Source organism: Chromobacterium indicum (genome assembly GCF_039708975.1).
In the GTDB taxonomy this organism is placed as follows: Bacteria; Pseudomonadota; Gammaproteobacteria; order Burkholderiales; family Chromobacteriaceae; genus Chromobacterium; species Chromobacterium piscinae.
Genome location: NZ_JAYFSJ010000016.1, coordinates 103,228 through 116,523, shown reverse-complemented (window position 1 = coordinate 116,523; position 13,296 = coordinate 103,228). Strand labels below are relative to the sequence as shown.

Annotated in this window: 11 protein-coding genes; all 11 read left to right on the top strand. The window is 55.4% G+C overall.

The window, feature by feature from the left end; genetic code table 11:
- Positions 1–864 (top strand): DUF2345 domain-containing protein (locus VA599_RS19890; RefSeq protein ID WP_346790240.1); only part of this gene is annotated, 864 nt, incomplete at its 5' end.
- A gap of 15 nt (positions 865–879) precedes the next feature.
- On the top strand, positions 880–5,460 hold the full coding sequence (locus tag VA599_RS19885; protein WP_346790239.1) for an RHS repeat-associated core domain-containing protein: 4,581 nt from the start codon (positions 880–882) through the stop codon (positions 5,458–5,460).
- Positions 5,461–5,468: 8 nt separating this feature from the next.
- Positions 5,469–5,903 carry a hypothetical protein gene (locus VA599_RS19880; protein WP_346790237.1) on the top strand — a complete coding sequence of 145 codons (435 nt, stop codon included), beginning with the start codon at positions 5,469–5,471 and terminating at the stop codon, positions 5,901–5,903.
- A gap of 153 nt (positions 5,904–6,056) precedes the next feature.
- Positions 6,057–6,581, top strand: a complete 525-nt coding sequence (locus VA599_RS19875; protein ID WP_346790236.1) for a hypothetical protein — start codon at positions 6,057–6,059, stop codon at positions 6,579–6,581.
- Positions 6,582–6,636: 55 nt separating this feature from the next.
- Positions 6,637–7,254 (top strand): RHS repeat-associated core domain-containing protein, encoded by a 618-nt coding sequence (locus VA599_RS19870; protein WP_346790235.1) that lies wholly within the window; start codon positions 6,637–6,639, stop codon positions 7,252–7,254.
- A 103-nt stretch (positions 7,255–7,357) separates the two neighbouring features.
- Positions 7,358–7,882 (top strand): hypothetical protein, encoded by a 525-nt coding sequence (locus VA599_RS19865; protein WP_346790233.1) that lies wholly within the window; start codon positions 7,358–7,360, stop codon positions 7,880–7,882.
- A 228-nt stretch (positions 7,883–8,110) separates the two neighbouring features.
- Complete coding sequence (locus tag VA599_RS19860; protein ID WP_346790231.1) at positions 8,111–8,725, top strand: hypothetical protein; 615 nt, start codon at positions 8,111–8,113, stop codon at positions 8,723–8,725.
- A gap of 482 nt (positions 8,726–9,207) precedes the next feature.
- Positions 9,208–9,549, top strand: a complete 342-nt coding sequence (locus tag VA599_RS19855; RefSeq protein WP_043581533.1) for a helix-turn-helix domain-containing protein — start codon at positions 9,208–9,210, stop codon at positions 9,547–9,549.
- Positions 9,550–9,645: 96 nt separating this feature from the next.
- On the top strand, positions 9,646–10,899 hold the full coding sequence (locus tag VA599_RS19845; protein WP_429838912.1) for a hypothetical protein: 1,254 nt from the start codon (positions 9,646–9,648) through the stop codon (positions 10,897–10,899).
- A gap of 220 nt (positions 10,900–11,119) precedes the next feature.
- Positions 11,120–12,043, top strand: a complete 924-nt coding sequence (locus VA599_RS19840) for an ankyrin repeat domain-containing protein (protein WP_346790229.1) — start codon at positions 11,120–11,122, stop codon at positions 12,041–12,043.
- A 287-nt stretch (positions 12,044–12,330) separates the two neighbouring features.
- Positions 12,331–13,248, top strand: a complete 918-nt coding sequence (locus tag VA599_RS19835; protein WP_346790228.1) for a carbohydrate kinase family protein — start codon at positions 12,331–12,333, stop codon at positions 13,246–13,248.
- Positions 13,249–13,296: the final 48 nt, after the last annotated feature.

Genomic DNA, 13,296 nt, shown 5'->3' with positions numbered 1-13,296 from the left:
CAGCGCGACGCCAACCACACCACCGGCCGGCGCTGGCTGCACAACGTCGGCCAGCACATCAGCCTGTTCGTGGCCGGGGTGAAAGACAAAGTGGCGCTGAAGCTGATTGCGGCGAAGGGCAAGGTGCAGGTACAGGCGCAGAGCGACGCGATGGAGCTGACGGCGGATAAGGACCTGACCATCACCTCGGCCAAGGGCAAGGTGCAGATCGCCGCCAGCCAGGAAGTGCTGCTCACCAGTGGCGGCGGCTATATCCGCATCGCCGGCGGCAATATCGAAATCCACTGCCCCAGCGAAGTGAGCGTAAAGGGCGCCAGCCATAGCTTGAGCGGCCCGGCCAGCCTCAGCACCCCCACTCCGACATTCGCCAAGCCTGGCACCGGCAATCTGCAGGTGATCCACGAGTTCGCCAACGGCTACTCGATGAACCAGGGCAAGTTCGTCGTCACCGACGCGCTGGGCGTCAAGCACAGCGGCGTGTTGGACGAGGCCGGCAAGGCGATGGTCCATGGACTCCCGGTAGGCCCAGCCCAGGTCGATTTCCTGGGCCGGCCGAACAAGGACAAGGCCGACATCTTCCCCTTTGTGCCACAGCCGGAAGAAGCGGTGAAACAGCTGGTGGGCGGAGAGGCGGTGAAGAAGCAGGCGATGAGCCAGCTCTCCAGTCTGGTGGGCAAGACCTTGCCGCCCGGCGTCGCCACGGCCGCCGGCCAACTGTCCCAAGCCAAGAATACGCTGGACCAGGCCAAGCAAGTGGCCGGCCAGGCGCAGGCCATGCTGCAGCAGGCGCGCGATGTGAAGCAACTGGCTTCCGCCGCCGCCACCGTCCCGAACGCAGCCAACCTGCTCAAGAAAATACTTTAAAAGATACTCGCCATCATGACGACCGCAGCCCTCGCCCGTCCCGTAGCCGTTATTCCCGCCACGCCTCAGGCCGCAGCCCAGGCGCTGCAGCAAACAGGCAAAGACTTCGATCAATGGCTGCGCAGCATCAGCGACGGCCATCTGTCGGTGGAAAGCCTGAAGACCATCGCATCCGCAGTGCCTGTGGTGGGCAACCTGATTTCCATCGGCGACGTCATCGTCGACATCGTCGACATGTCGGAAAAATCCCGCGCCAACCAGGAAGTGGATGTCTTCGACTGGCTATTCCTCGGCGTGGACCTGATCGGCGTGATCCCGGCTGCCGGCGGCCTGTTCAAGATGGGCGCGCGGCCCACGCTGAAGCTGTGCGCCACCAGCATGCGCCGCGCCGGCAAGGACTGGGCGAAAGGCGAGATCGAAGCAGGCCTGGCGGCCAAGCTGGTTACCATGCTGCCAGCCAGTTATCGCAATTCGCCGGCAGAGTGGGTGAAGTACGTAGATGGCAAGATCCAGGATGAGCTGAAAGTTTGCGGCGCCAAAGGTTCAACCATCATCGCCGGCATGGGCGAACTGCTGACCAGCCTGGGCACCGGCAAGTTCGGCGCCTATGTGCAAAAGAACGTCAAGCACGCGCCGGTCAGGTACAACCTCAATAAAACCAATGACCAGGGCTTTTGGGGCACGGTCAGCGCCCACCTGCACTCGCTGAACCAGGCCGCAGCCGATGCCGGCACCGAGGCAGCCGCCGGCATGACGGTGGCCGCCGCCAAACAGATCGACTCCATCCTGAAAGGCACGGTTTCCGCACGTCTGATGCAACGCCTGGGCGCGGCCATGGCCAAATGGGCGGGCATGCTGGTGGACATGCTGATGAAGATGTACAGCAGCCATTTGAAGCCGTTGCTGGACAAACTGCTGAAAGCCTTCCTCAATCACCTGCCGAAAAAAGCGGCGGCGGTGGCGACCAAGGCGGTGAATACCGCCAAGAAAAAGGTCGAACAGACCGTGAAGGAAGTTGCCGCCAAGCTCAAGCAGCTCGCCAAACCAGGGCCCAAATGTGCGTGCGCTAGCACCCAGGCCTCCATCGGGTACGCTTTTGGCGACGAGTCGCTACAACACACCGACTTCAGCCTTCCGGGTGTTCTTCCTATTGTTTGGACACGGCAATATCGTTCCAACTTCGGCGGCAACGATCAAAAAGGCGAGTTCGGCGCGCGCTGGAGTCTTGCCTATACCGCCCGCTTCGATATTGAAGGCGGGCAGCTGAAATTCCACGACGACAGCGGCCGCACGCTGAAGTATCCGCTGCTGCCGGAAGGCGAGTCGCACAAGGACGGCATCGAGGGCTTTACGCTCACCCGCCTATCCGACACCCTGCTGTCGCAGACCTTCGGCCATGACTTGATCCAGCTGTACGAGCGCCACGGCGACAGCTTCCGCCTGGCGCTGATCAAGGACCGCGCCGGCAACAGCATTGCGATGAACTTCCGCGATGGCCGCCTCAGCCAGCTGGTCAGCAGCGCCGGCTACGCAGTGGACCTGAATCACGACGCCATTGGCCGCGTCACCCGCGTTACCCTGCAGAATCTGGAAACCGGCCTGCTGCAACGCACGCTGGCCGAATACCGTTACAGCGATATCCCGCAGCTGGGCGGCGATGCCGGCGACCTGCTGGCCGCCACCGATGAAAACGGCGAAAGCTGGAGCTACCAGTACCAGCATCACCTGATCACCCGCTACACCGACCGCACCGGCCGCGGCATCACGCTGGAATGGGATGGCACGCATCTGGACGCCCGCGCCATCCGCGAATATGCCGATGACGGCAGCCTGGACGTGCGCCTGGCCTGGGATGAGAACATCGATCTCACCTATGTCACCGATGCCTATGGCCGCACCACCGAATACTATTTCGACGAAAAAGGCTACAACTACCGCATCGTCTATCCGGACCACAAGGAAGAATGGTTCGAATACAACGACGACAAAGATCTGCTCAGCCACATCCATCCGGACGGCACTCAAGACAGTTACGATTATGATGCCAACGGCAACCTGATCTGGCATGAACGCGCCGACGGCAGCGAAGTGCACTTCACCTACGACGAACAGGACAATCTAGTCGAAGTCCTCGACCCGATGGGCGAGAAATGGCTGCGCGCCTACGACGACAAGGGCCAGCTGATAGAGGAAACCGACCCGCTCGGCCATAAAACCAAGTACGCGTACAACGAGCAGGGCCTGCCGGTAGCCGTCACTGACGCCAAGGGCGGCGCCAAGAAAATCACCTATCGTCCGGACGGCCTGCTGGAGAGCTATACCGACTGCTCCGGCAGCGCCACCCAGTGGCAGTACGATGAGCGCGGCCGGCCGCTGCTGATCATCGATGCGATGGGCAACGCCACCCGCTATCAGTACGCAGCCAACGGCACGCTGCGGGCCATCGTCCAGCCGGACGGCCAGGCTACCCAGCTGGAACACGATGCCGAAGCCCGCCTGCTGAAAATCACCGACCCATTGGGTCGCGGCACCCATTACGAATACGACAAGGCCGGCCGGCTGCAAAAGCGCACCGACGCCAACGGCCACAGCCTGGGCTACCAGTACGACAAGCTGGGCCGCCTCACCGCGTTGCGCAACGAAAATCACCGCTACTACCGCTTCGACTACGACAACGGCGGCCGACTGACGGCCGAAACCGGCTTCGACGGCAGCATCACCCGCTATGTCTACGACAACGCCGGCCGCCTGGCGCAGCAAGTGGAAGGCGACGTCACCACCGATTACCGCTACGACCGCGCCGGCCGTCTGATCGAGCGCAGCGCGCCGAACAGCAAGGAACGCTTCGGCTACGACCCGGCCGGCCGCCTATTCCAGGCCAAGAACCGCTATGCCAGCCTACGCTGGGTGTACGACCCAGTCGGCAACGTCATCGAGGAGCACCACGGCTACCACGTCGCCGACGTCAAGGAAACCTATCGCTGGCAACACGAGCACGACAAGCTGGGCAACCGCATCGCCACCATCCGCCCAGACGGCCACCGCGTGGACGTGCTCAACTACGGCAGCGGCCATATCCACGGCCTGCTGTTCGGCCAGCGCGACATCTTCAATCTGGAGCGCGACAAGCTGCACCGCGAAACCCAACGTGTGCTGGGCAATGCGCTGCAACAGACCCTGGCCTACGACAAGGCCGGCCGCCTGTCCAGCCAGCGACTGATGGGCGCCACCCAGTGGAGCCGCCAGTACCAGTACGACGCCGCCGGCCAGCTCACTGGCATCGCCGACAACCGCAGCGGCCCGTTGAACTATCGTTACGATCCGGTGGGCCGCTTACTGGAAGCCGCCACCCCCAAGGGCGTGGAAAGCTTCCGCTTCGACCCGGCCGGCAACCTGCTGGACAACGCCCCGGCCGCCGACGGCCATCAGGACGACAGCCTGCTCGGCAACTTGCTCAGCCAATACGCCGGCCGCCACTACCGCTACGACAGCCGCGGCAATCTGGTGGAGAAGCGCGTCAACGGCAGCCTCACCAAACTGGAATGGGACAGCCACAACCGCCTGTCCCGCCTCACCGCGCCGGACGGCCAACGTACCGACTATCATTACGACCCGCTGGGCCGCCGCATCGCCAAGATCAGTCAGGGTGAGGCTACGCTGTACGGCTGGGACGGCGACGTGCTGGCTTTCGAAACCCGCGACGAAGAAACGGTGCATTATCTGTTCGAGCCGGACAGCTTCGTGCCGCTGGCCCAGGTGCACACCGACGCCATTCGCGGCGTCAAAGTGCCGGCCTGGAGCCAGCACAACCCCTACGACCCGGACAAGGACCCGCTGCGCCAGGCCGCACCGGAACCCGAGGCCCCCAAGGCGGTGTACTACTACCACACCGACCACCTGGGCACGCCGCAAGCGCTGACCGACGAACAAGGCGCGATTGCGCTGGAAATGAACTATCAGGCCTGGGGCCAGGCGCGCGAAGTGATCGCCGACGCCGCCTCAAAAGCCGGCATCCGCAACCCGTTCCGCTTCCAGGGGCAGTATCATGACGACGAGTCCGGGCTGCACTACAACCGTTATCGTTACTACGATCCGGAAATCGGCAGGTTTATTTCGCGGGATCCGATTGGGTTGATGGGTGGGATTAATATCCACAGTTATGCGCCGAATCCGACAGAGTGGATAGACCCACTTGGTCTAGTAAAGAAAAAAAATCCATCAGCAAATTCATGTGAAAAGTGTGATGACCCATGCAATCCAAAACCAATTTCTTTATCACCCAAAGATGTTAATTTTGCACAAAGAAGTATCAACCCTAGATTTGACACTCCTGATGGGAAAACATCCATTCACAGTGTAGTTAGAAATGGGCCAGCCCAGGTAAGCAGCTTCCCACCTATAAGCGTCATAAATGTCAAGGGACAATGGGTGGCACGAGACGGTAACAGTCGCCTATTAATAGCAAAAGAAACAAAAGCCAACTCAATAAAGGCTATGGATGAGAGTAGTTGCTTAGACAAAGTAAAAGATCTCAACAAAAGACTAAAGCTGAATGGATTACCCGGAAATGGCACATCCAAAATGCCAAAATATTAAGGATTGCAATGAATATAATTGAAATTGAACTACCATTCTGGCAAGACCCTCAATGCCACATTATTACAACTCATCAACAAGATGTTGTTTCAGTGGTATTCAACTGCTGGAATGAAGATGCCGAAATTGAAAACGACTATTTGGGATGCATTATATTTTCGGGTGTTATTGCAACCAATATCTCTAGCAAAATAGCACCCACAACTCCGGATGACTTACAATTTAAGTCATCAATTTATGAGATTAAAAACTCCAAATGGATTGAAGATTATATAAAAAACTCCACCAAATGGACACATGAGAATTATGACAAAAAACATTATCACCATTACCTTGTAAATAGCCACGACCATCAGCTAGCTTTGATATGCAAGCAATATGAAATACGAAAAACCTCACCAGAGAAAAAAGACTTAATTTTTGATTTTGAATTTAAACAATAGCTGCAAAATACGCGTAGACCTATCCATATCACAAAGCTCAACATTCGCACGGGGCAAGTACATTCAGGGAAGGAAACTCACTACTAGCAACTGGAGCGCGACAAGCTGCACCGCGAAACCAAGCACGTGCAGGGCAACGCGCTGCAGCAGGCCATGGCCTACGACAAGGCCGGCATCGCCGACAATCACAACGGTCAGCTGAATTACCGCTATGACTTGCTAGAGGCCGCCACACCCAAGGGCGTGGAAAGCTTCCGCTTCGACCCAGCCGGCAACCTGCTGGACAACGCCCCGGCCGCCGACGGCCATCAAAACGACAGCCTGCTCGGCAATCTGCTAAGCCAGTACGCCGGCCGCCACTACCGCTATGACAGTCGCGGCAATCTGGTGGAGAAACGGGTGGCCTCACCAAGCTGGAATGGGACAGCCACAACCGCCTGTCCCGCCTCACCGCGCCAGACGGCCAACGCACCGACCCGCTGGGCCGCCGCATCGCCAAGATCAGCCAGGGTGAGGCTACGCTGTACGGCTGGGACGGTGACGTGCTGGCCTTCGAAACCCGCGACAAAGAAGCGGTGCATTACCTGTTCGAGCCGGACAGCTTCGTGCCGCTGGCCCAGGTGCACACCAACGCCATCCGCGGCGTCAAAGTGCCTGCCTGGAGCCAAATCCGTATGATCCGGACAAGGACCCGCTGCGCCAGGCTGGCCCGGAGCCGGAAGCGCCGAAGGCGGTGTACTACTACCACACCGACCACCTGGGCACACCGCAAGCGCTGACCGATGAGCAAGGCGCGATTGCGCTGGAAATGGACTACCAAGCCTGGGGCCAAGCACGCGAAGTGATCGCCGACGCCGCCTCAAAAGCCGGCATCCGCAACCCTTTCCGCTTTCAGGGGCAGTATCATGACGACGAGTCTGGACTGCACTACAACCGCCATCGCTACTATGATCCGGAGATCGGCCGGTTTATTTCGCGCGATCCGATTGGACTGTTGGGCGGTGACCATTTATATCTATATGCGCCAAATCCAATAGAGTGGCTTGATCCGCATGGTCTAGATCGATTTCCAACCTGGATGCTAACAAAACAAGGTTATCAACGTCAGCACATCATTCCATACTCGCTAAAGGGGCACCCTGTATTCGACAAGGCGGGAATGGATGTCAACTCGTCAGGAAACATGATGTATATGCCTGTTTGCGAAGGAATTGATGAAAACAAAAAGGGCTATCATAGAGGCTGGACTGAAGAGCATGCCGCATACAATAGAATGGTCCAAGGCAAACTTGATGAAATGAATATAAAATCAAGACAAGAAGGTTGGGACAAGGTAAAAACACAAAAATAAGTATCGAGCTTACAAAGACAATTAAGAGCTGATTTAAACTCAGGAAAACTAACTTGCGCCTCAGCAACCATTCCTAAGAAAACTAAGCGATAAAGACAGCCACATGAAAATTTACAGCATGTACTCTACTGAAAAGAGTGAATTTTCTCTTATCGACATAAAAGATAAAAATGGAGAAATTATGGATTTCTTCATGCTGGGACTCGAAAATGAGAGGCTTAAAAGAACTCATTTTAGCGCAGTGGCTCAAAGTTTTTTCAAAGTAGAAAATATTAATGAGTTTGATTATTTTGAGCCCACAATGGCTTTCCCTGTATTCTCTGAAAAAGCAGCCAACTTGCTTCAAAATACCTTAAAAGCACAAATGGAGACATACAAGCTGAAAATACGAGTAAAAGATGAATCAATTGAAACGTACGCAGGTAGGATATTAAATAGAAAACCAGTGTTTGAAAGAATTGATGACTATAAAATTCAAGTAAAAAAAGACTTTCAGATTGAAAAAAACGACTTAATTATAAGAGACATAAATAATCCTCAATTCTTTTTTGCCACAGAGTTGTTTAAAAATACATGCAAAGATTTTGCATTAAAAATCAAATTCAAAGAATTCTCTCTAATGAAATAATTTATCACGGGAAGGACTACTTCTCCGTTTACGCTTACCAAATTAATGAAGAAATTATCAAAAATACTGAATTAAAAAACCGCCTACTCTTTAAAATGGGTGGTTATTTGTCAGCTCATATTACAGTACACAAATCAATAGCCTCTATTTTTAGGACAAAAAATATAGATGGTACTGCTCTAGTGCCAATCAAAGATTATGGCATCAGTTTTTATCACTAATTACAATATGAATAACCATGACGATGACTATTATTTTATCAGCTACAAGAGTACTGAGGATCGACCAGTACTAGCGGCAGATGAAGACACTGCCACCATGCCCTATACATCTGCAAAACTCCCATTTGGCGGAAGAACTCTGAAATTTTTCAACGGCGCCCTAAACAAAAAGAATAAACACTTATTCAAAAAAGATCCTCCAGATATCTTATTTTACGGCTCTGACATTGCAGTCAACGATGATGTCTATGAAAAACTCTCCTCAATGGATATCCTTAATTTAGCGATACATCCTGCAATATATGTTGATCACAACGATATCTGGCACGAAAACTACTGGTTTCTAACATTCACAGAAAAGTTTGACTGTTGGGATCGTGATAAATCTTTTTATGCACCAGATCCCTTGACTGGTTTTGGCGACATCAGATACGAAGTAATTAGCTATCATCTAAATAGCAACTTATTGGATCAGACAAACATTAACGAACGCAAGCTGTTCAAAATGGGAGCGACTACTGAAGGATGGATTCTTGTCCACAAGAGCCTTGCGGGTCTTTTCAATCGAACAGGTGTAGAGCTAGTTCCGGTTAAAGATTTTGGAACTACTTTCTTCCCATAAAATATTACCGCCCAAGTATAATACCTAGGTTTGCATCTTCACAGCACAAAATCTAGATTGTATCTTTTGCAATTAGTCAAAATTAAATAGGCCTGCCCATTATTTTAAAACTGGCAGTCCTATCTTATTTATCAGATTAAATATCTACACTTCCCTCCCCTTCGCATAACTGGCAATCAATCCTCACATCTGGATCACCTTGGCATGCAGGACAGTACACTGGGTGTTTCTCCGTAGCAAAAGCCAAGTCGCAAGGAACTTCCCCACTACCGTTGCACTCCGGACATTTCATCTTCGTCATCGCGATACCTCCATCGATAAGAACAAGTCTCATGGACACGCATCAACTTTTCTTCCCCGCCCTCATCGCAAGATCAACCCATCATACCGATAAACAACTTATAAAGTTGAGTATCAACCCCAACGGTCCTTCATGTCAATGGGGTGCCATTCAACTATATAGGTTGAATGGAGGACACTAGATGCAGAATGAAGACGCACTCGCCAAATCTGTTGGCAAAGCCATTGCCAAACGCCGGACATCTATCGGGCTCAGACAGGAGGAGGTGGCAGAAAAGCTTGGAATTGGCTTGGAAGCCATGTCTAGGATGGAGCGTGGAGTGGTCATCCCAACTATCACGCGCATGATGCAGCTGTCGGAAATTTTCGGCTGCTCAACAGCCGATTTGGTACAAGAAGCTAGCTATCGTCCAACAGATCAGGCCATGTATATAACCGATCTGCTGGCCAAACTGGCGGACGAAGATCGCACCATGCTGGTTGGAATGATCGAACAGCTTGCAGCTCGCCTGCAAAAAAGCTAGCCCTCGTTCCGCAACGGCCACCAGACCGCCGAAACCGGCTTCGACGGCAGCGCCACCCGCTATGTCTACGACAACGCAGGCCGTCTGGCGCAGCAGGTGGAAGGCGACGTCACAACCGATTACCGCTACGACCGCGCCGGCCACCTGATCGAGCGCAGCGCGCCAAACAGCAAGGAAAGCTTCGGCTACGACCCGGCCGGCCGCCTGTTCCAGGCCAAGAACCGCTACGCCAGCCTGCGCTGGGTGTACGACGCCGTCGGCAACGTCACCGAGGAGCACCACGGCTACCACGTCGCCGGCGTCAAGGAAACCTACCTCTGGCAGCACGAGCATGACAAGCTGGGCAACCGTATCGCCACCATCCGCCCCGACGGCCACCGCGTGGACGTGCTCAACTACGGCAGCGGCCATATCCACGGCCTGCTGTTCGGCCAGCGCGACATCTTCAACCTGGAGCGCGACAAGCTGCACCGCGAAACCCAGCGCGTGCAGGGCAATGCGCTGCAGCAGACCCTGGCCTACGACAAGGCCGGCCGCCTATCCAGCCAGCAGCTGATGGGCGCCACCCAGTGGAGCCGCCAATACCAGTACGACACCGCCGGCCAACTGACCGGCATCGCCGACAGCCGTAGCTGCCAGCTGAGTTACCGCTATGATCCGGTCGACTACCTGCTGGAGGCCGCCACTCCCAAGGGCATGGAAAGCTTCCGCTTCGACACCGCCGGCAACCTGCTGGACAACGCCCCGGCTGCCGGAGGCCATCAGAGCGACAGCCTGCTTGGCAACCTGCTGAGCCAGTACGCCGGCCACCACTACCGCTACGACAGCCGCGGCAATCTGGTGGAGAAACGCGTCAACGGCGGCCTCACCCAGCTGGAATGGAACAGCCACAACTGCCTGCCCCGCCTCACTGCGTTGAACAACCAGCATACCGAATACCACGACTACCCACTGAGCCACCACATCTCCAAACTCAGCCAGAGCTGGGCGAACTTCCGGAACAAAAACAACGAGCACGCAACTCACCCCAACTATATGAATGCCGAAATTAACTTTATCCGCCAACAAATGGATAATTTTTATAGAAAAATATTTACATTCGACAATGCCAAACGCAACGAAAACAAAAAATTAAAAGCAGAAATAATATCGATTTTCCTTAAGGCAAAACAAGAAAAAAACAAAAGCCTTGAAAATGAAAGCATGAAGCTATTAATCGAACACACAGGATGCCAGGAGGACTATGAAATTCTGAAGGAGATTATTTTCTCTCACCCCAATTCAGAATTCCTATCCGAAACTGAGTTAATCGCAATTATGGAAACGCCTCTACCAGCCAGATGGATGTAAATGACTGTTACAGAAAACTGGTAAAATGCATAAGAAAAATGCCAAGCTTATGATAAAATTTCATTGCTCGTAAAGTTGGCATATAGATAAATTACCAAGAAGCCACTCCTAAAATAGTGAAAGCACCTCCATGCCAAATAAATTCCTACTTTCGCTCACTGCCTCAGCCATGCTGGCATTCTCCATTTCTGTCCATGCCAAGTCTCTGGAAGACAAACTGTTGGATGCCACAGCAACTTATATCGACAAGCCTTCGGCTAAGAAAATGCAGGCGATCGACAAGCTGCTAGCCCAAGGCGCCAAACCACATTTCGCCTTCCCGATGGATGCAGAAGAAGCCATGGAGATTCCTACTCCGCTAGGCCTTTCTATCTACTTCAACGACGCGGCGCTGACTCACAAGTTTCTGGAAACCAAGCCAGATCTGACGCTACCGATTTCCATTCAGATGAATATGCCGCCGATGATGTACGCGATGTTGCCACCGGAGATATCCCCGAAAGAACGGGAAGCCCGCCGCGCCATCATCAAGGATTTGCTGGCTCATGGCGCGAGTCCCAATGTCAAAACCGCGGACGACGGCACCACCGCCTTGATGGCTGCCGGCGGCGTGGTACAGGTATATCCGCCGGATCTGGAAAACGCCAAAACCCTGCTGCAGGCCGGCGCGGATGCCAATGCTCGCAATCAGTATGGCGACTGGCCGCTAACATCCATGGGCGCCAGCAACCTCGGCATCGTCAAGCTGATGCTGGAAGCCAAAGTGGACGTGAAAAAGCCGAACGGCAATGGCCAAACCGCCATGCACTTCGTCTGCACCCGCTATTTCAAAACGCGCGCCAACGCGCCAGACCTGGATGCGGAAGAACGCATCGCCCTATTGAAGCAAGCCGGCCTGGACATCAATGGCATGCCGGAGCAACAAGGTTTGTCGACGTTTGGCAATCCGCTGTACACCGCACTGCAAGAAAAGAACCCCGACTGCGTGCAGGCTTTGCTCAAGCAGGGCGCGTCGCCCGATGCGCCGGCAGTGCGCGATCTGCGCGGCAATGCCCGCACGCTGAGGGAATGGCTGAAAGCCGAAGGCAAGGACTTCCTGAAGAACAACGCCATCCCCGCCAGCCTGCGCAAGCAACTGCTGTAGGCCCTCTCTGCGCCGCTCACCTCCCGCGGGCGGCGCGCCTCAGCTCTCCCACAGTCGATCCTCAAGCCCAATTCGGCATCCCATTCGCCTTGGCTAACATTCAAAGCCTGACTCAACACAAAGCTTAATGCCAAATACAAGCTGGACAATGATGCTTCAAGCATTCACCATCATATCCGATACGATTTGGACCAGCCTTTTGACTTATATGCGCGCCAGCGGGGTCTAGGCGCATCACCGTCTTAACTCTGAACACACATCGCGCGCGCCCTGGAGAAGCATAGAAGATGACTCCCCCACAGTTCATCGCCTTTGGCGAAGCCCTGACCGATTTCATCCGCGTGGACAGCGACACCTGGCAGTCCCGCCCGGGCGGGGCCGGCTGGAATGTGGCCAGGGTGGTGGGCAGGCTGGGAGTGGGAGCCGCATTCGCCGGCGCGGTCAGCGACGATCTGCTGGGCCGGCAACTGCTGGAAGCGTCCGCCGCCGCCAGCCTGGACGCCCGCTTCATCCAGCCCTTGCCCTATCCGCCACTGCTGGCGATGGTGCCATCCAGCCAGCCGCCATCGTATTTTTTCGTCGGCGACAATAGCGCCGACCTGCATTTCGATCCGGCCCGACTGCCGCCGGATGGACTGGACGCGTTGCGCATCGCCTACTTCGGCAGCATCAGCCTGGCCCGGCCGCCGCTGGCCGACCGGCTGCTGGCGCTGGCGCATGAATTGGCCGCGCGCGGCGTGGCCATCGCTTTCGACCCCAATATGCGCAGCGCGATGAGCGAAGCCGGCTACCGCCGACGCTTCGAGGCGCTGGCCGGCCTGGCCAGCTACATCAAGGTTTCCGATGAGGATCTGCAGCAGCTGTTTCCGGCGCTGGATCAAACCCATGCGTTAAAAGCCCTGCGCCGCCTCGCGCCCCAGGCGGCCATCCTGTTTACCCGCGGCGCAGACGGCATGAGCCTGATCACTCCGAGCGGCGAGCAAGAACAGCCTGCGCTGCCCGCCGCGGTGTCGGACACCATAGGCTGCGGCGACGCCTCCATCGGCGGCCTGATCGCCAGCCTGCTGAAACACCCGGCCCGGACGATGGCGGAACATCTGCGTTTCGCCGCCGCCACCGCAGCTTGCACCGCCAGCCATGCGGGCGCTTACGCGCCGGATGAGGCGATGGTGAGCGCGAAACTGGCGCTGCCGTCGGCCGCCTGATCCTTATCGAATCCCCGCCTGGATGGCGCTACAATCGCGTCATCCCGC

Bases quoted from the DNA above. Each gene is read 5' to 3' on its own strand.
- VA599_RS19860 (WP_346790231.1), top strand. From the start codon at position 8,111: ATGAATAACCATGACGATGACTATTATTTTATCAGCTACAAGAGTACT.
- VA599_RS19875 (WP_346790236.1), top strand. From the start codon at position 6,057: ATGGCCTACGACAAGGCCGGCATCGCCGACAATCACAACGGTCAGCTG.
- VA599_RS19880 (WP_346790237.1), top strand. From the start codon at position 5,469: ATGAATATAATTGAAATTGAACTACCATTCTGGCAAGACCCTCAATGC.
- VA599_RS19835 (WP_346790228.1), top strand. From the start codon at position 12,331: ATGACTCCCCCACAGTTCATCGCCTTTGGCGAAGCCCTGACCGATTTC.
- VA599_RS19885 (WP_346790239.1), top strand. From the start codon at position 880: ATGACGACCGCAGCCCTCGCCCGTCCCGTAGCCGTTATTCCCGCCACG.
- VA599_RS19865 (WP_346790233.1), top strand. From the start codon at position 7,358: ATGAAAATTTACAGCATGTACTCTACTGAAAAGAGTGAATTTTCTCTT.
- VA599_RS19855 (WP_043581533.1), top strand. From the start codon at position 9,208: ATGCAGAATGAAGACGCACTCGCCAAATCTGTTGGCAAAGCCATTGCC.